Annotated in this window: 17 protein-coding genes; 3 read left to right on the forward strand and 14 right to left on the reverse strand. The window is 41.8% G+C overall.

The genetic code is table 11. From position 1 onward, the window contains the following. Positions 1 to 51: 51 nt before the first annotated feature. The 9 genes from M2273_RS29230 to M2273_RS29270 all read right to left on the reverse strand — a co-directional run bounded on the left by M2273_RS29230 (position 52) and on the right by M2273_RS29270 (position 12,721). Positions 52 to 1,941, reverse strand: coding sequence for a cytochrome c oxidase subunit I (locus tag M2273_RS29230; RefSeq protein WP_429401680.1), 1,890 nt, complete (start codon positions 1,939 to 1,941; stop codon positions 52 to 54). 22 nt (positions 1,942 to 1,963) lie between these two features. Further along, entirely contained in the window at positions 1,964 to 3,160 is a 1,197-nt protein-coding gene (locus M2273_RS29235; RefSeq protein ID WP_429401682.1) for a cytochrome c oxidase subunit II, read from the reverse strand. 48 nt (positions 3,161 to 3,208) lie between these two features. Beyond that, positions 3,209 to 4,474 carry a quinol:cytochrome C oxidoreductase gene (locus tag M2273_RS29240; protein ID WP_429401684.1) on the reverse strand — a complete coding sequence of 422 codons (1,266 nt, stop codon included), beginning with the start codon at positions 4,472 to 4,474 and terminating at the stop codon, positions 3,209 to 3,211. Between the two features lie 13 nt (positions 4,475 to 4,487). Beyond that, entirely contained in the window at positions 4,488 to 5,063 is a 576-nt protein-coding gene (locus M2273_RS29245) for a c-type cytochrome (RefSeq protein ID WP_429401686.1), read from the reverse strand. After that, a complete protein-coding gene (locus M2273_RS29250; protein ID WP_429401688.1) occupies positions 5,056 to 5,592 on the reverse strand; it encodes a DUF3341 domain-containing protein in 537 nt (178 codons plus the stop codon). Before M2273_RS29250 ends, M2273_RS29245 begins: the two co-directional genes overlap by 8 nt. A gap of 6 nt (positions 5,593 to 5,598) precedes the next feature. Continuing rightward, positions 5,599 to 7,074, reverse strand: coding sequence for an NrfD/PsrC family molybdoenzyme membrane anchor subunit (gene nrfD, locus M2273_RS29255; protein ID WP_429401690.1), 1,476 nt, complete (start codon positions 7,072 to 7,074; stop codon positions 5,599 to 5,601). A gap of 27 nt (positions 7,075 to 7,101) precedes the next feature. After that, positions 7,102 to 10,161, reverse strand: coding sequence for a TAT-variant-translocated molybdopterin oxidoreductase (locus tag M2273_RS29260; RefSeq protein ID WP_429401692.1), 3,060 nt, complete (start codon positions 10,159 to 10,161; stop codon positions 7,102 to 7,104). A 38-nt stretch (positions 10,162 to 10,199) separates the two neighbouring features. Beyond that, complete coding sequence (locus M2273_RS29265) at positions 10,200 to 11,486, reverse strand: cytochrome c3 family protein (RefSeq protein ID WP_429401694.1); 1,287 nt, start codon at positions 11,484 to 11,486, stop codon at positions 10,200 to 10,202. A 254-nt stretch (positions 11,487 to 11,740) separates the two neighbouring features. Next, positions 11,741 to 12,721, reverse strand: coding sequence for a deoxyhypusine synthase family protein (locus M2273_RS29270; protein ID WP_183563348.1), 981 nt, complete (start codon positions 12,719 to 12,721; stop codon positions 11,741 to 11,743). 246 nt (positions 12,722 to 12,967) lie between these two features. Here M2273_RS29270 and M2273_RS29275 point away from each other — a divergent pair, with 246 nt between their 5' ends. Further along, on the forward strand, positions 12,968 to 14,101 hold the full coding sequence (locus tag M2273_RS29275) for a BamA/TamA family outer membrane protein (protein WP_429401696.1): 1,134 nt from the start codon (positions 12,968 to 12,970) through the stop codon (positions 14,099 to 14,101). A 35-nt stretch (positions 14,102 to 14,136) separates the two neighbouring features. Here M2273_RS29275 and M2273_RS29280 read toward each other — a convergent pair whose 3' ends face one another. Both M2273_RS29280 and M2273_RS29285 read right to left on the reverse strand, forming a co-directional pair. Beyond that, positions 14,137 to 14,472 carry a hypothetical protein gene (locus M2273_RS29280; RefSeq protein ID WP_429401697.1) on the reverse strand — a complete coding sequence of 112 codons (336 nt, stop codon included), beginning with the start codon at positions 14,470 to 14,472 and terminating at the stop codon, positions 14,137 to 14,139. A 271-nt stretch (positions 14,473 to 14,743) separates the two neighbouring features. Continuing rightward, positions 14,744 to 15,529, reverse strand: a complete 786-nt coding sequence (locus M2273_RS29285) for an O-methyltransferase (RefSeq protein ID WP_429401699.1) — start codon at positions 15,527 to 15,529, stop codon at positions 14,744 to 14,746. Positions 15,530 to 15,574: 45 nt separating this feature from the next. Here M2273_RS29285 and M2273_RS29290 point away from each other — a divergent pair, with 45 nt between their 5' ends. Then, entirely contained in the window at positions 15,575 to 16,432 is an 858-nt protein-coding gene (locus tag M2273_RS29290) for a transglutaminase-like domain-containing protein (RefSeq protein ID WP_429401701.1), read from the forward strand. 32 nt (positions 16,433 to 16,464) lie between these two features. Here the strand turns inward: M2273_RS29290 and M2273_RS29295 are convergent, their stop codons facing one another. From M2273_RS29295 to M2273_RS29305, 3 genes are all read right to left on the reverse strand, one after another. Beyond that, positions 16,465 to 17,376 (reverse strand): alpha/beta hydrolase, encoded by a 912-nt coding sequence (locus M2273_RS29295; protein ID WP_429401702.1) that lies wholly within the window; start codon positions 17,374 to 17,376, stop codon positions 16,465 to 16,467. A 233-nt stretch (positions 17,377 to 17,609) separates the two neighbouring features. Next, positions 17,610 to 18,702, reverse strand: a protein-coding gene (prfB, locus tag M2273_RS29300; protein WP_429401704.1) for a peptide chain release factor 2 whose coding sequence is annotated in 2 segments (ribosomal slippage) — positions 17,610 to 18,641 and positions 18,643 to 18,702 — 1,092 coding nt in all. Because the reading frame shifts where the segments join, the coding sequence is not laid out codon by codon here. A gap of 96 nt (positions 18,703 to 18,798) precedes the next feature. Then, positions 18,799 to 19,236 carry a hypothetical protein gene (locus M2273_RS29305; protein ID WP_429401706.1) on the reverse strand — a complete coding sequence of 146 codons (438 nt, stop codon included), beginning with the start codon at positions 19,234 to 19,236 and terminating at the stop codon, positions 18,799 to 18,801. Between the two features lie 252 nt (positions 19,237 to 19,488). On the opposite strand from M2273_RS29305, the gene pgi reads away from it, so the two are divergent. Beyond that, complete coding sequence (pgi, locus tag M2273_RS29310; RefSeq protein ID WP_429401708.1) at positions 19,489 to 21,135, forward strand: glucose-6-phosphate isomerase; 1,647 nt, start codon at positions 19,489 to 19,491, stop codon at positions 21,133 to 21,135. Positions 21,136 to 21,181 lie beyond the last annotated feature (46 nt).

Below are 21,181 nucleotides of genomic sequence, written 5' to 3' on the forward strand. Positions count from 1 at the left end.
CCCGACTTAAGACTTAACACGGTACCCTAAAAGATCAGATAAGTATTAAAATTATTTTACTTGCTCGTTTGCTTTCAGCGTACTTGTAAATTTGTTAAGCTCCTCTAAACCTGCAGGGTTATCTTCAAAATCATGAGGAAGATTTGAGCTCATGGTTTGTGAAAAAGGAACTGTTTGAGGTATAAAGTCATGTTCGGCACCTGGCTTACTGTAATCATAAGGCCAACGGTAAACAGTTGGTATTTCGCCTGGCCAGTTACCGTGTAAATGCTCAACTGGTGTGGTCCATTCCAGGGTATTTGATTCCCATGGATTTTGTGTAGCCTTTTCACCAATGAATATAGAAGATATAAAGTTGTATATGAAAGCCACCTGTGCACAAGCTGCCATAATAGCCGCCCATGTAATAAAGGTATTTACTGTTAACCAGCGTTGCATGCTTACAAACTCGGTAAAGGCGTAGTAACGGCGAGGTACACCATCTAAACCCATAAAGTGCATTGGGAAAAACACCAGGTAAGCACCAATAAAGGTTAACCAGAAGTGCAGATAGCCCAATTTCTCGTCCATCATTTTACCAAACATTTTAGGGAACCAGTGATAAACACCTGCAAGCATACCAAATATAGCTGCCGAACCCATTACCAGGTGGAAGTGGGCCACAACAAAATAAGTATCGTGCAGGTTAATATCCAATGCAGCGTTACCCAGGAATATACCGGTTAAACCACCTGATATAAAGAATGACACCATACCAATAGCAAACAACATAGCAGGAGTAAACCTGATGTTACCGCGCCATAAAGTAGCCAGCCAGTTAAATGTTTTTACCGCCGATGGTACCGCGATGATCAATGTAGTGATCATGAACACGCCACCAAGGAAAGGGTTCATACCGGTTACAAACATGTGGTGTCCCCATACAATGAATGATAATACGGTGATACCAATAAGTGAGTAAACCATGGCATGGTAACCAAAGATAGGTTTACGTGAGTTTACCGACATTACCTCAGATGAGATACCCATTGCCGGCATAATTACGATGTATACCTCAGGGTGACCCAGGAACCAGAATAAATGCTGGAACAGGATAGGGCTACCACCTTCGTAAGGTTGCTGCACACCGTTCAATACAATGTCTGACAGATAAAAGCTGGTACCAAAGCTGCGGTCAAATATCAATAACACCACACCTGCAACTAATACAGGGAATGCCAGGATACCTAAAATAGCAGTAAGGAATAAAGCCCATATAGTTAAAGGCATTTTCCAAAGGTCCATACCTTTTGTACGCATGTTTAATACGGTACTTACATAGTTGATACCACCCATTAATGATGATGCCACAAACATTACCATACTAATGAGCCACAACGTCATACCCATCCCGGAACCCGGCATGGCTTTTGGCAATGCCGATAATGGCGGATAAATGGTCCACCCACCACTGGCAGGCCCCTTTTGAACTAAGAAAGACGATAGCATAACCACACTGGCTAAAAAGAAGAACCAGTATGACAGCATGTTCATGAATGGCGAAGCCATATCACGCGCACCTACCTGAAGAGGTATCAATAAGTTGGCAAAAGTTCCGCTCAGCCCGGCTGTTAACACAAAGAATACCATGATGGTACCGTGTATGGTAACCAGCGACAGGTAAAAATCGGCGCTTATACGTCCGTTAGGTGCAAAACGACCTAATAGTGTTGTTAACAATGGGAATGTTTTATCAGGATAAGCTAACTGGATCCTGAACAGAATAGATAATATCATTGCAATAACTGCCATGGTGATCCCGGTGATCAGGAATTGTTTGGCAATCATTTTATGATCCATGCTAAATACGTATTTAGACAGGAAAGATTGATTATGATGATGTTCGTGACCGTGATCGTCGTGATGTGCTACTCCGTGGTCGTGAACTGCTAATGTTGACATATCGCTTATCTTAATTCTTATATTAATTATTTAACGCTAACCTATTTTGTGACTCTGTTTTTTGCTGACCAGCTGCGGCAAAATGCAGCTCCTTTCTTAACGCATCAGTTAAATAAGGTTTTTGTCTTGATAACCATGACTGGTATTCGGCTTCGCTAACTACACGAACAACTTTTTGCATGTTGTAGTGACCGCCACCGCATATTTTATTGCAATAAACTAAGTACTCAAATTTAGGGTCGTCTGTTTTTCTGCGCATTTCCGCAGTAGTAATAGTTGGGGTAAATTTAAAAAAGGTAGGCAATCCCGGTACCGCATTAAGCTGAACCCTGAAATGCGGCATGTAAACGCTATGTATTACATCCTGTGCCTGTATATTTAACCTAACTGACTTATTAACAGGCAGATACATGGTATCGGCCGAAAGATCATCAAAGCTGCTTTTCTTTTTAAAATTAACGCCTAATTTATTTGCAGCACTTACAAACGTAAAGTTTTTAGGGCCCAATTTTCCGTCTTTACCAGGGTAACGTATCTCCCATGCAAACTGATGACCGGTAATATCAACATTTATTGCTGCGACTTCACCTTTAGCATCGGTGTTATCCATGATTTTTTGCCAGGTGAAAAATCCAAACACAACCAATATGGTTAAAACAATAGCTGGTGCTATGGTCCAAACTTTTTCAATGGTATTGTTATGTGGCAAAAAGTGAGCCCGGCGTTTTTCCGAATGCCTGTATTGAAATAAAAATCCAAACAATAATATCTGGGTGATAAAAAATACGATCATGGTTAAAACAGTAGTGATGGTAAACATCTCATCAATTTTAACACCATGAACAGATGCCGCCTCAGGCAAGGTCATGCTTCCCTGTACTGTAAATGACCAGTAAGAACCATATAACCCTGCTAATAAGAACACCAGGCAAACTACAGCCATTACGGTATTCCACTTAAGGCCTTTTTTGCCTTGTATCTGAAGTGTCAGATCGTATATTTTAAGAATTTTACCTACTACGGCTACTCCAAGGCATACCAGGAAAAATAGTAGCAAATAATAGGCAACACCTGTCCAGTCAACCTGTGGGGCTTCGGGTTGCCCGGTTGCACTTGCAGCTGCTTCAGTTTGCGCCATCAGCAGGTTTGTACCCAGGAGCATAAACGCAGCGAAGAACGATAGTAATGTTTTAGAATTTATAAATTTTCTGAATCCCATTTTAATGTCAGTTTGGTATTCTGTATTTTGTTGCAAAAATAACAATTATTATATGTGATGATGAAGGCTCTCCTGCAGGAACGGATGTTTTTTAGGAATAAGCGATTTGAATTTGCTTAACGCATTCAATGTCAGGAAAATAAATAACCCGCCAAAGCCTATAAAAACACCAAGCTCAATCAAGCCAATTTCTGTATACCATTCAGACTGCGGACCTACGGTACCAGGCATTATCATTATAAAATAATCAAGCCAGTGACCCACTACTAAGATCCAGCAAGTAGCCCTCAATACTCTGGTAACACGTTTTGAATCGCGGGACATGATGATCAGCAATGGAGCCATAAAGTTTAAAATAATAACTAACCAGAACCATGGTTTAAATTCAGGCTCCCATCTTCTGAAGAAATAAACAGACTCTTCGGGTAAGTTAGCATAGTAAATAAGCAGGAACTGTGCAAACCAAACATAGGTCCAGAATATAGAGAAACCAAATATTAACTGGCCCAGGTTATGCAGGTGATCTTGTGATACCCATTCCATATAACCTTGTTTCCTCAACCAAATGATCATTAAGGTAATGATTGATAAACTGCTTACCCACATGGCGGCAAAGTTATACCAGCCAAACATGGTTGAAAACCAATGCGCCTCTAATGACATAACCACATCGAAAGAAAATATTGGTTGGGTAAATCCAAAGATCACCAAAAACGCTGCCGAAATGGTAAAGCTTTTTCTGTAGTAGAATAAACCGCCCAGTTCATCTTCAGTTTCAGAATATTTTGCAAGTAACCAACCAAAAATGCTATAGCTACCTAAAAATGCTACTAAACGGATAAAAAAGAAAGGCACATTTAAGTAACCTGATTTACCTGCTAAAATGGGGTCGTAATTTTCGCTGCCCGGTGTGGTAACACCGTGTGCGTGCCATAATTTATATAAAAAGGGAGCAACAACCTGCTTGCCCTCTACTTCGGTAGTGTGAGTTAAGGTTAAACCTGCTCCTATTATAACTAATAATATAACAGCTGCTATAGGCAATACCCTGGCAAATGCCTGTGGCACACGCAGCAAAGAAGCAGACCAGCCAGCCTGAGCTACATATTGTAAAGCACAGAAAAACACACCGGCTGTACAAACACAGGCAAAGTAGTAACCCATCAGCAATAAATTGGCAAATGTACGTTCACCGTTACCGGTTAAAAAGCCACCGGCTATGGTTATAACACCAATAACTATGGCTGCTATGCTCAATGTTTTTGCCTGTCCGGTAAATTCAAATTGCTCGTCAAAACTATTATGAGTCTTCATTCAATTCTAATTCTTATAAAGTTTGTAAATGGTGAACATACATGATCACTTTCCAGCGTTCCTGAGGATCAAGCTGCGAAGCGTAAGATCCCATTGCATTTACACCGTAAGTAATGGTATGATATATTTTACCGTCTGTTAAGTCTTTCATAGCGCCACCGCGTGATGACTGGCCTTTTGAGTATGATGGCGGAGCAGGATATCCGTGCTGCACTACCAAACCATCGCCCTGACCATTAGCACCATGGCATGGTGAGCAAAAATGCTCAAACAAAATTTTGCCATCTTTATAGTTAGCCTGGGTTTGGGCAATTACGGTTTTCACCTCAACGCTTGCCAGCTCATAGCCGTCTTTTGTGTTCGGATAATCAAACTTCACAAAACCTACGGGTATTGTTCCGGCTGGTGGTACCTGCGCGGTTTTTCCGTCCTTAAAGTTCGGATTCTTTTGATCCGGATCGTATGCGAGATGCTCATACATATTAGGGGCGTACTCCCATCCGGTACTCCTTTTATCTTTGCACGACGTAACTACAATCGAAGCTGCGATAATGATAACTATTGTTCCTAATATTCTAAATTTATTCATAGCTAACATATTTTCTGTCGTTATGCTTAACTTCACTTGCTCCAGCTTCTTTTAATATACTGTTAATATCTTCGTGTGGTGTGTTTCCTTTAGCATCGATAGCAATTACAAACTTATCGTTAGTTGCCCGCAGGTCCATTACCCTTGGTGCGCGGCCCGGGAAAAGGTGCGTTGCAAAAAAGAAGGTGAATGCCATACCAAATGAGGCAAACAACACCGTCCACTCAAAGGTTACCGGGATAAAATCCGGAATAGGAAAGTAGTTCTTACCACCAATATCCATTGGCCAGTCATGTGCCAGGAAGTAGTAAACCAACGTAAAGATGGTTGTACCGCCCATACAGCCAAACATAAAAGCTGCATAACCTAATCTTGAATCCTTGATACCCAGTTTGGCATCAATACCGTGTATAGGCATCGGCGTGTAAACGTCGTAAATAGGGATACTATTTTTTTGTAGTTTATCGATCCCGTGCATCATGTCATCGGGATCATCAAAAATGCCTAATATAAATTTAGTGCTACTCATCAGTTATTATACTTTTTCGTATTCAGAATGGTCAATACTATCAAACTTGATCAAATTTTCTTTGTAGAACTCTACTTCAGCTGGCTCCAGATGGGCGTTTTCGGCTATTAATTTCTTCTTAGCCTGCTCACTTGAGCTCTTCAGTAATAATTTTACTTCGGCCATAGCTACAGAGGGTAATACCCTTATGAACAACAGGAACATCGTAAAGAACAAACCTATTGATCCTATAAATACGCCTACATCAATCCAGGTTGGGTAAAACATAGCCCAGCTTGACGGAAGGTAATCACGGTGTAATGAAGTTACAATGATCACAAAACGCTCAAACCACATACCTATGTTTACAATGATTGATAATACCCATGAAATGGCGATGTTGGTCCTTACTTTTTTCGACCACATCATTTGGGTCATCAATACGTTACAGCCATACATCATACAGGCAGCCCACCAATACGGACCAATAAACCTGTTTAAGAAAGTGTATTGTTCATATTCGCCACCTGAGTAGTAAGCTATAAAGAACTCGGTAATGTACGCTACACCTACCACTGAACCCGTTACCAGAATAATTTTATTCATGGATTCGATGTGGAACATGGTGATATAGTTTTCCAATCCTAATACTTTACGGGTTACCAGCAACAGTGTTTGCACCATGGCAAAACCTGAGAAGATAGCTCCTGCAACGAAATAAGGAGGGAAAATAGTGGTGTGCCATCCCGGTTCAAGCGATGTGGCAAAGTCCATTGATACAATGGTGTGTACCGATAATACCAGTGGTGTTGATACACCCGCTAATATTAATGATACAGTTTCAAAACGCTGCCAGGTTTTAACAGAACCGGTCCATCCGAATGATAATACCGAATAAATGCGGCGGCGTATGCCTGTAGCACGATCACGGATGGTAGCGATATCAGGCAATAAACCTGTGTACCAGAATACCAATGAAACCGAGAAGTATGTTGATATCGCGAATACGTCCCAGATAAGCGGCGAGTTAAAGTTAACCCATAAAGAACCGTACTGGTTTGGTAACGGTAGCGAGTAAAGCGCCATCCAAGGGCGGCCCATGTGAGCACCGATATAGGTGGCCGCGCAAATTACCGCGAAGATGGTCATGGCCTCGGCCGAGCGGTTGATGGAGTTACGCCAGTTTTGACGGAACAGTAACAATACGGCCGATATAAGCGTACCGGCGTGACCAATACCTACCCACCATACGAAACCGGTAATGTCCCAGGCCCATCCTACTGTTTTGTTTAGTCCCCATGATCCAATTCCATACCAAAAGGTGTAGCTGATGGAAAATATCCAAAGCATTGCGCCTAAGGATGCCACTGTAAAACCGATCCACCAGGCTTTTCCTGGCATATTTTCTACGGGGCGCAATATATCGTCAGTGATCTGACCATAGGTAATGTCCTTACCCGTTATTAACGGTTCCCTTATTATTGATTCACTATGAGATGCCATATATTTTAATCTCTATATATAAAAATTTTAAGCCTCTAATTCAGATACGTTTCTAACTTTTACCTGGTAACCTATACCTGGCTGTACGTTTAATTCTTCAAGCACATAGTAAGTTCTTTCGCTCTTCAATGCTTTTGAAACTTCCGAGTTAGGGTCATTCCTGTTACCGAAAACAATAGCGTTTGCTGAACAGGTTTGCTGACAAGCAACTTTGATCTCGCCATCTTTAAGCGGGCGTTTTTCAATTTTAGCTTTTAATTTACCAGCTTGTATACGTTGAACGCACATAGAGCATTTTTCCATTACCCCACGGAAACGGGTTACAACATCAGGATTTAATACCAATTGTGTATGCTCATTGTTCAGGTAGTTATCAAAACGTGAATCGTTCCAGTAGTTAAACCAGTTAAAGCGGCGTACTTTGTATGGGCAGTTATTTGCGCAATAACGTGTACCTACACAACGGTTGTATGCCATTTGGTTTAAACCTTCTGATGAGTGAACGGTAGCCAATACCGGGCAAACTGTTTCGCAAGGAGCGTGATCACAGTGCTGGCAAAGCATTGGCTGGTGTACTACTGTTACATTATCAAAGTTATCCAGTTTGGCAATTTCATACTCTTCAGTAACTGATTCTGCTTTACCTTCTTCTTTGTAGCTGTAATAACGGTCAATACGTATCCAGTGCATTTCGCGGCGGCGGCGTACTTCGTCTTTACCTACTACAGGGATGTTGTTTTCAGCGTTACAAGCTACTACGCAGGCGCCACAACCGGTACAGGCGTTAAGGTCAATAGCCATAACCCAGTCATAAACAGGGCGGTCATGGCTTGGTATATCCCATAAGCTTTCTTTATCGTAGTCTTTATGGCTGCCCTCGTTTCCGCTGTGCGCGGCAGGATTCTTTTTGTATTCAGTAAATGTGGCTTCACGTATTACACTGCGACCCTCATAAGAGTGGTGGGTTTGTGTTTGCGCAAGCGGCGATTTAATACCTGTATCCTTAAATGATGAAACCGCGGTGGTTTGGAATGTTCCGTTACGGAAGCTGTAGAAAGGGAATGCGTTTTTACCTACATTATCACCTACCGGACCAGCATTTGTACGGCCGTAACCAAGTGCTATGGAGATGGTTCCCTGGGCCTGGCCTGGTTGAGCCAATACAGGTACATCAACGGTATAGCCATTAGCTTCAACTTTAATTACATCACCTTCCTGCAGTTTCAACTTCTTGATATCGGCAACAGAAATAGCAGCATAGTTGTCCCAGGTAACTTTCGATACCGGATCAGGCAATTCCTGTAACCATGGGTTGTTAGCGCGCTTACCATCGCCAATTGCCTGAGATTGATAAACCTGTAATTCGTATTTACCATCAGGAGCAGTAAGTGAGCTGCTGTGGCTTAAAATAGTTTGCGCAACACCGTTTAAATCGCGGTTAAAGGTATAAGTACCCGGTGTATTAGCCGGTGTTTGGATGAAACCTGTTTGCAGCACGGTTTCCCAGCCTTTTTGGCCAGATAAACCACCTTTTGGAAGCAGGTTAGTGTTCCAGTTATTACGTACATAGGTGTAATAATCCTTAACAGCATTATCAGACCATATTAATAAGCTATGCTCAGCCTGGCGGGTGTTGTAAACCGGGTTAATGGTTGGCTGTACAACGGTATAGTAACCTTCAAGCGCATTGGCATCACCCCATGATTCCAGGTAATGATGGTTTGGCGCAATTACATTTGATAATCCGGCTGTTTCGTCGTTATGATCAGCAAATGATACTTTTAAACGCACTTTGTTAAGCGCGGCTTTAAAATCAGCCCCTTTAAAGTAATCGTAAGCAGGGTTAACATTCAGGAATAATACTGCTGCTACGTCGCCACGGTTCAATTCATTTACAAACTCAACAAACTCAGCATCGTTACCAGCATACTGTTTTGATGGGTTATCCAGATCAATGGTAGTACCATAGCTGCCCAATTGGGAGTTGATGGCATTAACCAAAATCTGTGTAGCTACATCATTTGAACCTGCAACAACTAAAGCTTTTCCTTTGGCAGCTACTAATTCTTTTGCCGCGATAGTTATTGCGTTATCTGCTGATTTATTTGTTAGTTTTTTTGAACCTGGTAAAGTAGTACCTGAAATGGCATTGTAAAGACTGATCAGCGCGATACCTTCTTCTGATGGTTTGATTGGGATACGAACGTCGGCATTGGTACCGGTTAAGCTCATACCACTTTCAAACTGGATGTGGCGCGACATCTTTTTGTTTACAAGCGATTTATTGTTACGGTTTGATACATACTGGCGGGTAAACTCCTCGCCCGAGATCCATGTTCCAAGGAAATCAGCGCCAAAGCTTACAATTACATCGGCCTTATCAAAATTGTAATGAGGTAATACCGCTTTACCAAAGCTATTTTGGTTAGCCTGTATAATACCTGTATAAGATATAGCGTCGTAAGTAATATGTTTAGCAGTTGGATAAGCCGTAATAAAATCGGCAATAACCGCTAAAGTAGATGGGCTGTTAATAGTTGATGTTACTAAGCGGATGTTTTTGCCAGCTGCTTTAATAGCGGCAAGTTCTTTGATCACAAAAGCATCAATTTCGGTCCAGCCGGCATCGGTGCCATTTAATTTTGGATCTTTTAAACGATTTACATCATACAGGTCCAATACCGAAGCCTGGGCCTGCGCACTTAAACCGCCTTTTGAAAAAACATCATTAGGGTTACCTTCAACTTTAATAGGGCGACCTTCACGTGTTTTAACCAATATAGCCTGTCCTTCATAAGTTGAAGAATAGTAGTTGGCAACACCAGGTGTAACCTCTTCAGGTTTTATAAGGTATGGGATTGATTTATGTACCGGCACGCGTTGACAAGCAGCCAGGGTTACCGCACCAACACCAAAGCCAAGCGCCTTTAAAAAGTCGCGGCGCGGAGTTTTAGCTGATAAACCATCACCACTAAGCACTTCCTCAATTGGAATTGGCTCGGCAAATTCGTTTTTATTTTTCTCAACAAATTCTGGTGTTCTGTTTAGTTCTTCTAAACCTTTCCAGTATTTTTTATTGCTGTCCATTTAAGCTATATAAACTGTAATGCAAAAATTCTTATTTATTAATAGTGACATTTACCGCACTCAATACCACCTAATACCGCGGCAGTAACTTTCTCGCCCTTCTTGATCTTATCGTGAGCAGCAAGTATGCTATCGTAGTAAGCGTTTCCTTTACCGTTAACTTCGGTACGTTTGTGGCACTGTATACACCATTTCATGGTAAGCGGTGAGTATTGGTAAACCTCTTTCATGGTTTCAACCGGTCCATGACAGCTTTGGCATTTAATACCACCAACCTTTACGTGTTGTGAGTGGTTAAAGTAAGCCAGATCTGGCAGGTTATGAACCCTGATCCATTGAATCGGTTTAGCCGCTGTGCTGTCATACTTCTGTGTTTTAGGATCGTATCCCAAAGCATCATATATTTTATGAATCTCAGGCGACTCGGTTTTAACAACCTTGTGGCAGTTCATACAAACGTTTAATGATGGTATGGAAGCATTTTTTGATTTGTAAGCACCTGAGTGGCAATACTGACAATCAATTTTCATGGTACCGGCATGTAACTCATGCGAGTATTTAATAGGTTGTACCGGTTGGTAACCTGTGTGCACGTTAGTGTTCCACAAAGTAACCCAGCCCCAGCTGCCCATTGCAATAGTACCACATACCAGTATAAAGAATACCAGTTTCTTATTTTTAAGGATCGCCTTAATAAGCTCTTTTTTCTTATCAGTAGCAACGCCATGCTCATCAACTTCGCCAGCCTCTTCTTCAATAACAACACCTTTACCTTTTAACAGCAGGCGCTCTAAAGTGGCTACTACCTTGTTTAATACCAGTATTACAATAAATGCGATAATGATAACAACAATTAAGCCCCATATAACCATGCTGCTCGGTCCAGTTTCTGCAGCCGGTGCATTAGCTCCAGCAGCTCCGGCGGCGGGTTTTTCCTGCATAGCTTTGTACTCACCGCGTACATAGGCTAAAATATTGCCTACATCACCGTCAGAAAGCTCGGTAAACACCGTCATGCCTGCCTGGTTAAACTTATTGTAAATTGCTAAAGCCTTAGGGTTTTTAGCAGCGATCAGGGCCTGGTTGTTCTGTATCCACTGAGTAAGATACTTGTCATCCGTTTCCTGAGTAAGTTGCGGACCAAGCGCAGGACCAATTAATTGCTGATCGATCTTGTGACAGGTAGTACATTTGGATTTGAAAATCGCTTCGCCTTTTGCCACATCGGCTTGAGCATAAGCATTTGAAAAACCCCAAAAAGCAAACCCGGCAATCAGTAAAACCGACCTTGAGAATTGTTTAAGAATCAATGAGAAACTTCTCATAAAGTGTATTTATGCTAAATAATTTTTATATTAATGTTTTAAACCGCTGTAAAGATGTATGCACCATCTGATATTTACAGGCACAAAAGTAAAATTTATTACAGTATCGCTGACACATAAATGACAGTAACGTATAATTTATAATCGTTCTAAATAATTACAAAAAGCCCTTTAAACAATACAGGAGGGCTTTTTGACTGATGATGTATTTTTTCGGATTACTGATTGTCTTACTTTCTTATTGAAAATTTCAATTATTGTTTTAATATCCAGGCAAATATAAGGGGAGCTACAATTGTCGCGTCGCTCTCTACAATAAACTTAGGCGTATGTATATCCAGTTTGCCCCAGGTTATTTTTTCGTTCGGTACAGCGCCAGAATAAGAACCATATGAGGTTGTTGAATCTGATATTTGGCAAAAGTAACTCCAGAACGGAACATCGTGCATCTCCATATCCTGGTAAAGCATAGGTACCACGCATATCGGGAAATCGCCTGCTATACCACCGCCTATCTGGAAGAAACCAATTCCCTTGCCTGATGAGTTTTTGGTATACCAGTCGGCAAGCCAGGCCATATATTCAATACCACTTTTCATGGTTGATGCCTTTAGCTCACCTTTAATAATATAGGATGCAAATATATTGCCCATGGTGCTGTCTTCCCATCCGGGTACAACAATAGGCAGGTTTTTTTCTGCAGCGGCCAGCATCCATGAATTTTTAGGATCAATTTCATAATACTGCTCCAGCTCGCCGCTTAGTAAAATTTTGTACATGTACTCGTGCGGAAAGTATCGCTCGCCCGCATCTTCGGCATCCTTCCATATTTTGTGGATATGTTTTTGCAAACGGCGGAAAGCCTCTTCCTCCGGGATACAGGTATCGGTAACACGGTTATAATGATTTTCGAGCAGGTCCCACTCTTCCTGCGGACTCAGGTCGCGGTAATTAGGTACCCTTTTGTAGTGCGAGTGCGCTACCAGGTTCATAATATCCTCTTCTAAATTGGCTCCTGTGCATGATATGATGGCGATCTTATCCTGGCGGATCATCTCGGCCAGTGAAATACCCAGCTCGGCCGTACTCATAGCGCCCGCAAGGGTAACCATCATTTTACCGCCTTCGTCAAGGTGCGTTTCATATCCTTTCGCGGCATCCATTAATGCTGCTGAGTTAAAGTGCAGGTAGTTTTTTTCAATAAACTGCGAAATAGGTCCTCTTGTGATGCTCATAGTGTATCAATAAAATTCGGCACAAAAGTAGACATTTTTACGATGTGCGGATATGCAAATTTTAGATGTGCAGATTATCTGAACCGGGATTAAACAGATTTTTTGGATTAATGGATTTGATATGCAATTATTAAAATCATGATAATCCATTAATCCGAAAAATCCTGGTTCAGACAAAATCAGCTACACATTTGAAATCCCCTCATCCGCACATCTATAAATCTTTATATTTGCGGCCTACTACCTATGAAAAAAATAATAACTACACTATTAATATTTATTGGTGCTCAAACCGCTTTTTCGCAAACGCATCTCCTGCCAAAATTTATCAGGAAAATGTATTTTGATAAGGATACTACCAAGAAAAGCAGCTTTGTTATTTTACCCGTATTAAGTTCGGCTCCCGAAACCGGGCTTGAGGCCGGCGGCGCCGGATTATACTCCTTTTATACTGATACCGTGAGCGCCAACACCAGGGTATCCAACGTATTTGGTTATGCCACCATTACTACCAAAGGGCAAAACAGGTTAAGCCTGAGCACCAGCTACTGGACACCACAAAATGAATATCATATTACCGCAGGTATAAGCTATATTAATTTCCCTTTTGATTTTTACGGTATAGGCAATAATACGCTCAAAGCCAATACCGACCGTATTGGCCAAAAACGGGTTAAAGTAAATTTTGGCGCCGAAAAAAAGGTAGCAGATAATTTTTATGTGGGCCTTGTTGCCGGCGGTGACCATTACAGCTTTAGCGATGGCCAGCCCAACAGTATTTTTTATACAGATCCCCGGGTACAGTTCAGAGACGGAGGTACAAGTGTATATATTGGCCCAAGCCTTATTTTTGACAGCAGAAATAATAATACCTATACAACCCGTGGTGCACTCATCAGCAGTTCGCTGCAGTTGATCAAAGGCATATCCGGTTTTGATTATAAAGGCGGCTTTTTTAATATAGAGTACACTCAGTTCTTTTCTTTGAGTAAAAAGCTGGTACTGGGGATAGACATACAGGACCAAAGCCTGATTGGCGGGCAATCGCCATTTTTCCTGCTGCCTACTATGGGCAATGACGAAATTATGCGCGGATACTATAATGGCCGTTATCGCGACCGCAACCTTACAGTTGGCCAAACCGAACTGCGCTACCGCCTGAGCGAGCGCATTGGCGTGGTTGGTTTTATAGGTACCGGTGAAGTTTTTAATAAAGATTTTAGCTTTAGCGAACTGAAGCCTAATTACGGCGGTGGTCTGCGTTACTTTTTTGATATAGAAAAAGGACTCAGCATCCGTGCCGACTATGGCATTGGTCAAAAAGTTGCGGGAGAAGCCAGGCAAAGCGGTTTTTATGTGGGATTAGGACAGGCGTTTTAAGCCCCCCGACCCCCTGAAGGGGGAGTGAGCAATTTTCAGTATAGAGAGAAATTCCCCAAAAAGGATTTATCCGGATTTAAAGTTATGCCTTGTTGCTTGTTTAATTTATCTAAAAAATCATTTTCAAAATAATTCAGAAACTCTTTTACACCGGTATCCTCTGTTCTGTAACCTCCAACTGTATTATTGTAATTGTGCGCACCAACAAGTTTGATCTCAGTTTGACCTGTTTCTTCATCACAAACTAAGTCATACAAAACATTAATGGTATCTCTTTTAATTTTAATAACCATATCTCTGCCGCTGTCATCAGCACGACTACTATCCCGCCGTGATATTTTCAAATTTATACCGGAATCAGAAAGGGCCATCCTTTGTATCGCGCTTCCAAACTGTTCAACACTTCCATTGCAATCGTATTTCCTGATTGGCGGGGTATGTAGCGCTAACACCACCTACAAAATATATGCATCCCCCAATAAAGCCAAATACAATTAGTCCGAGTATGATTTTTAAAGCAATACGCATATTACAATTATACGTTAATTAAGGTAATAACATAGGCTATGGCACGGTGTGCCGTTAAGGAAACCCTGAGCGGGCGCAAAATCCTTACTCCTTGCTCTAATTTCCCTGATCTATTTAATACCTGATCAAAAAGTCTTCCTTCACCCGGCCCGATTTAAAGAACACCAGGCCAATCCAAAACAAATCTACCGTTACAGTAACCTGGGGGTGCGCCTTGATCTGCGCCCAGGCTTCCTTCATACCTTCGCTCCAGTAAATGTCATCGAAAATGAGCAGGGTATCTTCATGTACTTTGGGCAGGCACCATTCAAAATATTTCAGGGTGGCATCTTTTTGATGGTTACCATCAACAAAAATAAAATCAAGCTGGTCAAGGTTATTGATCACCCCTGGCAGGTTATCATCAAAATTACCGGTTATCAGCTCAACGGCATCCAAGCCGGCCTGTTTAAATGTTTCTTTGGCAACTCCAGCCGTTTGGGGGCAGCCTTCCATGGTATACACATGGGCATCCGGAGCGGCCTTTTGCAGATAAAGGGTGGTAATGCCCAGACAGGTGCCCAGTTCAATAATATTACGCGGTTTAAAATGAGCTGCCAACCGGTAAAGCAATTGCGCCAGTTTTGGTTGTTTTAAGGCATTGGCAGCAATACGCTTTACCTGCTTTTGCCGTTTATTATTAAGGTGCGAACCCGCACCCAGATCGGTTATGGTTATCACACGATTGTCAACAAGTAATTTCTTGCGGATATTTTCAATCTCCTGATATACTTTTGAGTCGGTATAATCGTAAATAACTGAATCAACCAGCTTGTAAACAAACGGAGAGTGCAAGCCGTGTCTGTTTTTTGCCTTAAGGCGGTGTAAAAGGTAATCCTTAACGAACCTAAAATTTAACATCGCTGTAAAAATAAATAAAGGTTTAGTATTTTAGCGTTACAGTGTATGATAAATCCGACAGAAGTAAACTCCCTGATCCGCTTACTTGACGACCCTGATAGTGAGATATATGAGCACGTGCATGATAAATTGCTATCGTACGGTGTTGAGGCAATCGCCTTTCTTGAAACCGCGTTTGAGCAGGCTTTTGACGCCATACAACAGGAGCGCATAGCCAACCTGGTACATGAAATTCAGTTCGGTACACTTAAAAACGATTTAAAACTTTGGCACCAAAGCGGCGCCTTCGACCTGCTGCAGGGTATACTGATCATTAACCGTTACCAATACCCCGATCTTGACGAGCAAAAAATAGTTAACCAGGTGGAGACCATTAAACGCGACATCTGGATACAAATGATGCATGAGGCCAGTCCCAAAGAGCAGATAAAGCTCATTAATCATGTTTTTTACAATATATATGGTTTTAGCGGTAATACCTCCAATCACCTCGACCCGCAAAACAGCTACCTGAGCCAGGTGCTGGAGACTAAAAAAGGCAACCAGATATCGTTGGCCATCATTTACTCTATTGTTGCCCAAAAACTGGATATCCCCGTATATGGCGTAAATCTGCCCCAGCATTTCATTTTAGCTTACCTTGACGAAAGCCAGCAAAGCGTGTTTGAAAGCGGCATATTGTTTTATATTAATGCCTTTAACAAGGGGTTTATATTTGGCCGCCGCGATGTGGATATGTTCCTGAAACAGCTTAACCTTAAGTTCGATAAGCAATTTTACGAACCCTGCTCCAATACCGACATCATAAAACGGGTACTCCGAAACCTGATAAGCGCCTACGAAAATTTAGGCTCTATGGATAAAGTTGATGAATTGAACGAGTTGTTGGGGATATTGGAGTAGAGCCCCCCGGTGAAACCAGCCAGACTTATCAATTACTTCCCTTTCAAAAATCCATTCTCATCTAACCAGGCTGTAGCCCAGTCGAACCATTTGCCTTTATTTTTGGAATTGTTTAAGCCAAAGCCATGGCCGCCTTCCTGAAACAGGTGCATTTCGGCTTTTACATGATTTTTGAGCAGGGCATCGTAAAACATCAGGCTGTTTTGCACCGGTACAGTTTTATCATCCTCGGCATGTACTAAAAAGGTGGGTGGCGTGTTGGCAGTAATTTGTTTCTCGTTCGAGTATAATTCCACTTGCGCTGCCGATGGTGTTTTGCCAATCAGGTTTTCTCTTGAACCCACGTGAGCCTGTTCGCCAAAAGTTATTACCGGGTAAATGAGCATCATAAAATCGGGACGAACGCTGATATCTTTATTTTCATTTACGGGTTTATCAAAATGCGTACCGGCTGTTGACACCAGGTGTCCCCCTGCCGAAAAACCAATGATACCTATCTTATTAGGATCAATTCCCCACTCGGCAGCATGTTTGCGCACCATTTGTATAGCTGTTTGTGCATCCTGTAGCGGGCCGATAGATTTATCCTGCATAATATTGTCACTTGGCAGGCGATATTTTAACACAAAGGCTGTAACCCCTATTTTATTAAATTCCTGCGCTACAGCAGTGCCTTCATGTGCCGAAGCCAAACCCGCATAACTACCACCAGGACAAACAACAATCGCGGTGCCGTTTGCTGTGCCTTTAGCCGGTAAATACGACGTAAGTGTGGGCTGACTTACTTGTGTTATCCAGGAATTCTTATCTGTTTTCTCGATATAAGTTGCGGGTGTGGGTTTTGAGTTAGGTACGCCATTGGGATAAAGCGGGATTGATTTTTCCTGGCTGTAAGCCGTAGTTATTGCAATAGACAAAATAAAAGCGGATAAAATGGTTTTCATAGATCAGGTTGTATCAGGTTATAATGGATGGGCAAATTACAATTTCTACCCGAAACAAAAAACGACGTTGCATAATGCAGCGCCGTTTTTTTTGTAATAATTATATATCATTTAAATAAGAATGTCATGCTGAACTTGTTTCAGCACCTCACATGACATGTGTACACCATGCCTATCGGCGACTTTGCATGTGGGATCCCGAAATAAATTCGGGATGACCTGTATATTCAAATTTAGCTTTTAGGTCCGCCAAATTCCATCAGGTATGCTTTTAAAAATTCGTTAAGCTCGCCGTCAAGTACAGCTTGCGCGTTTGATGTTTCATGATCGGTACGCAGGTCTTTCACCAGTTTATATGGGTGGAGTACGTAGTTACGGATCTGTGATCCCCACTCTATTTTCTTTTTGTTGCCTTCAATGGTATTGCTGATCTCCATTCGTTTACGCATCTCAATTTCGTACAACTGCGATTTTAATAAACGGATGGCATTGTCTTTATTTTGAAGCTGCGAACGTGATTCCTGGTTTTTGATAATAATGCCCGAAGGTTTGTGGTATAAACGCACCGCGGTTTCTACCTTGTTCACGTTCTGCCCACCGGCACCACCCGAGCGGAAGGTTTCAAATTCAATATCAGCCGGATTTACATCAATCTCAATAGTATCATCAACCAATGGGTAAACATACACCGATGCAAACGAAGTATGGCGCTTGGCATTGGCATCAAACGGCGATACCCTCACCAACCGGTGAACACCGTTTTCGCCTTTTAAATAGCCATAAGCAAAATCGCCTTCCAACTGCAGGGTTACGGTTTTAACGCCAGCCACATCACCGGGCTGATAATCCTGTTCGGTCACTTTATAACCGTTCTTTTCGCCCCACATAATGTACATACGCATCAGCATACCTGCCCAGTCGCAGCTTTCGGTACCGCCGGCACCAGCTGTAATTTGCAATACAGCATGAAATTGGTCTTCTTCGGCCGAGAGCATGTTTTTAAACTCCAGTTCCTCTACCGCTTTTATCGCTATGTTGTATTGCTCCTGCATTTCGACCTCAGTAGCGTCGCCGCCCTGGTAAAACTCAAATAGTACACCGGTATCTTCAATTATCGATACTACTTTCTGAAATTCATCGGTCCATACTTTTTTTACTTTGATGGATGCCAGCACCTTTTCGGCCTCTTTGGGGTGATCCCAAAAATGCGGGCCAACAGTTATTTCCTGTTCTATTTGTAATTGTTCAAGCTTCTTGTCGATGTCAAAGATGCCTCCTCAGGGAAGCTGCTCTATCCCTTAAATCCAGAATCTGTTCTTTAGTCATTTGGCAAATATATACAATTTGATAATCGGCTTAAATAAAAAGGCCTGCAAATTGTTTATCAATTTGCAGGCCTTACAAGGTATAGATTATAATATTTTAAGCAACCATTAGTTTGTTAACCAGCAAACTCAGGTCTGCACGGTTACCATTTAGCTTGGTTAGCATGTTAGTTAATCCAAATTCTTTAATCTGTTCGCTTTTTGACGCTTTTACCAATTCTTGCATCACCTTGGGTATTAGCCCATTTGCGATTTCTAGGGCATGTATAGGATCAATATGATAAAAGGTATTTAACCGATTAGCAAACCTGTTAACTATGCTCGAAACTAATGAATGATTGTAAATACCTGACGATTGAAAGTACTTTATCAGTTCTTTCAACTTACCATTTTCCATCTGGCCCTTTAAAACCTCAATAATCGAACTTGAAGCTTCAATCATTACTGCATCGTGATGTTTTACAGGAATTACAGGGTTGTTAACAACAGCCGTCCCGGCGTTATTTTTTACAAGCAAAAAAAGTTTCTCAAACATGGCCCGTATTTTTATATGTGTTAATTTACAAATTGATGATAAATCGCTTATTTGATTACCAACAAGACAAATATATTAAATAATTATTTTAAATATCAAAACAATTGTCAAATATTTTTAAAATTATCGTAATTTTTTGGTGTAAAACAAACACTATGTATGCAGTGTTAAAATAACACGAAGATTTGTTAGTTTTGAATTTAACATCCAGCCAACAATTAACTTCTTACTTTTGTAAAAAACTACTCAATTATGCTGCCAAATACAGATTTTACCACCACCCAGTCTTATAAATATTTAACAGACCATTACATTGATATTGTATCAAAAAGTCTGAAAGAATTATTTGACACTGATAATCAGCGATTTAAAAAATTCTCCATCCAATTTGAGGACATTTTACTCGATTATTCCAAAAACCGTATTGATGAGCAAACTATTGCCCTGCTGATACAGTTGGCTAAGGAATGTTCGGTAAATGAGGCAATTGAAGCCATGTTTTCAGGCGAAAAAATCAACGCTACAGAAGGCCGTCCGGTGCTGCATATCGCCTTACGTAACCGTAGCAATAAACCAATTTATGTTGATGGCAAAGATGTGATGCCCGATGTAAATAAAGTGCTTGAACACATGAAGGAGTTTAGCCACGCCATTATATCGGGCTCCTGGAAAGGCTATACCGGCAAACCAATTACCGATGTAGTAAACATAGGAATTGGCGGTTCAGACCTGGGCCCTGTAATGGTGACCGAAGCATTAAAGGCTTACAAAAATCACCTGAACCTGCACTTTGTATCCAACGTGGATGGAACGCATATAGCCGAAACCCTAAAAGAGGTTGATCCTGAAACCACGCTTTTCCTGATCGCGTCAAAAACATTTACTACCCAGGAAACCATGGGCAATGCCCATAGCGCGCGCGACTGGTTTTTAGCCGCCGGAGCAACCGAAGCTGATGTGGCCAAACACTTTGCTGCCTTATCAACCAATGCTGCCGCTGTCGAAAAATTCGGCATCGATACCAAAAACATGTTTGAGTTTTGGGATTGGGTTGGTGGCCGCTACTCTTTATGGAGCGCTATTGGCCTTTCTATAGCTTTAAGCATAGGTTTTGACAATTTTGTTGAACTGTTAGAAGGAGCCCATGCCACTGATGAACATTTCAGGACCGCGGAGTTTGAACAGAACATCCCAGTTACACTGGGGCTGCTTGGCATTTGGTACAACAACTTTTTTGAGGCCGAAACCAACGCCATTTTACCATATGATCAATACATGCACCGCTTTGCCGCTTACTTTCAACAAGGCGATATGGAGAGCAACGGTAAACATGTAGACCGTAATGGCAAACACGTGGAATATCAAACCGGCCCTATCATCTGGGGCGAACCGGGCACCAACGGACAGCACGCGTTTTACCAGCTGATACACCAGGGCACTAAACTGATCCCTGCCGATTTTATAGCCCCCGCACAATCGCACAATCCGCTTGGTGAGCACCATAACATGTTGCTGTCAAATTTCTTCGCCCAAACCGAAGCCCTGATGAACGGCAAAACAGAGGAAGAAGTAATTGCCGAATTAAAAGCCGCAGGTAAATCTGACGCGGAAATAGCAGCCATTGCACCGTTTAAGGTTTTTGAAGGCAACAGGCCTACAAACTCGTTCCTGCTTAAAAAAATAACCCCACACAGCTTAGGCTCATTGATAGCCATGTATGAGCATAAAATATTTGTACAGGGCATTATCTGGAACATTTACAGCTTTGACCAATGGGGTGTGGAATTAGGTAAACAACTGGCGGGTAAAATATTACCCGAATTAAAAGACAACAGTGAGATCAGCAGCCATGATTCATCAACCAACGGTTTGATCAATCAATATAAAGCTTGGAGGTAAGGGCCCCCAGCCCCCTAAAGGGGGAGTTTTTGATTAACATATTCAT

Origin of the sequence: Mucilaginibacter lappiensis (genome assembly GCF_050433765.1) — a bacterium.
GTDB lineage: Bacteria > Bacteroidota > Bacteroidia > Sphingobacteriales > Sphingobacteriaceae > Mucilaginibacter > Mucilaginibacter lappiensis_A.

Bases quoted from the DNA above. Each gene is read 5' to 3' on its own strand.
- M2273_RS29230 (WP_429401680.1), bottom strand. From the start codon at position 1,941: ATGTCAACATTAGCAGTTCACGACCACGGAGTAGCACATCACGACGAT.
- M2273_RS29235 (WP_429401682.1), bottom strand. From the start codon at position 3,160: ATGGGATTCAGAAAATTTATAAATTCTAAAACATTACTATCGTTCTTC.
- M2273_RS29240 (WP_429401684.1), bottom strand. From the start codon at position 4,474: ATGAAGACTCATAATAGTTTTGACGAGCAATTTGAATTTACCGGACAG.
- M2273_RS29245 (WP_429401686.1), bottom strand. From the start codon at position 5,063: ATGAATAAATTTAGAATATTAGGAACAATAGTTATCATTATCGCAGCT.
- M2273_RS29250 (WP_429401688.1), bottom strand. From the start codon at position 5,592: ATGAGTAGCACTAAATTTATATTAGGCATTTTTGATGATCCCGATGAC.
- nrfD (WP_429401690.1), bottom strand. From the start codon at position 7,074: ATGGCATCTCATAGTGAATCAATAATAAGGGAACCGTTAATAACGGGT.
- M2273_RS29260 (WP_429401692.1), bottom strand. From the start codon at position 10,161: ATGGACAGCAATAAAAAATACTGGAAAGGTTTAGAAGAACTAAACAGA.
- M2273_RS29265 (WP_429401694.1), bottom strand. From the start codon at position 11,486: ATGAGAAGTTTCTCATTGATTCTTAAACAATTCTCAAGGTCGGTTTTA.
- M2273_RS29270 (WP_183563348.1), bottom strand. From the start codon at position 12,721: ATGAGCATCACAAGAGGACCTATTTCGCAGTTTATTGAAAAAAACTAC.
- M2273_RS29275 (WP_429401696.1), top strand. From the start codon at position 12,968: ATGAAAAAAATAATAACTACACTATTAATATTTATTGGTGCTCAAACC.
- M2273_RS29280 (WP_429401697.1), bottom strand. From the start codon at position 14,472: ATGGCCCTTTCTGATTCCGGTATAAATTTGAAAATATCACGGCGGGAT.
- M2273_RS29285 (WP_429401699.1), bottom strand. From the start codon at position 15,529: ATGTTAAATTTTAGGTTCGTTAAGGATTACCTTTTACACCGCCTTAAG.
- M2273_RS29290 (WP_429401701.1), top strand. From the start codon at position 15,575: ATGATAAATCCGACAGAAGTAAACTCCCTGATCCGCTTACTTGACGAC.
- M2273_RS29295 (WP_429401702.1), bottom strand. From the start codon at position 17,376: ATGAAAACCATTTTATCCGCTTTTATTTTGTCTATTGCAATAACTACG.
- M2273_RS29305 (WP_429401706.1), bottom strand. From the start codon at position 19,236: ATGTTTGAGAAACTTTTTTTGCTTGTAAAAAATAACGCCGGGACGGCT.
- pgi (WP_429401708.1), top strand. From the start codon at position 19,489: ATGCTGCCAAATACAGATTTTACCACCACCCAGTCTTATAAATATTTA.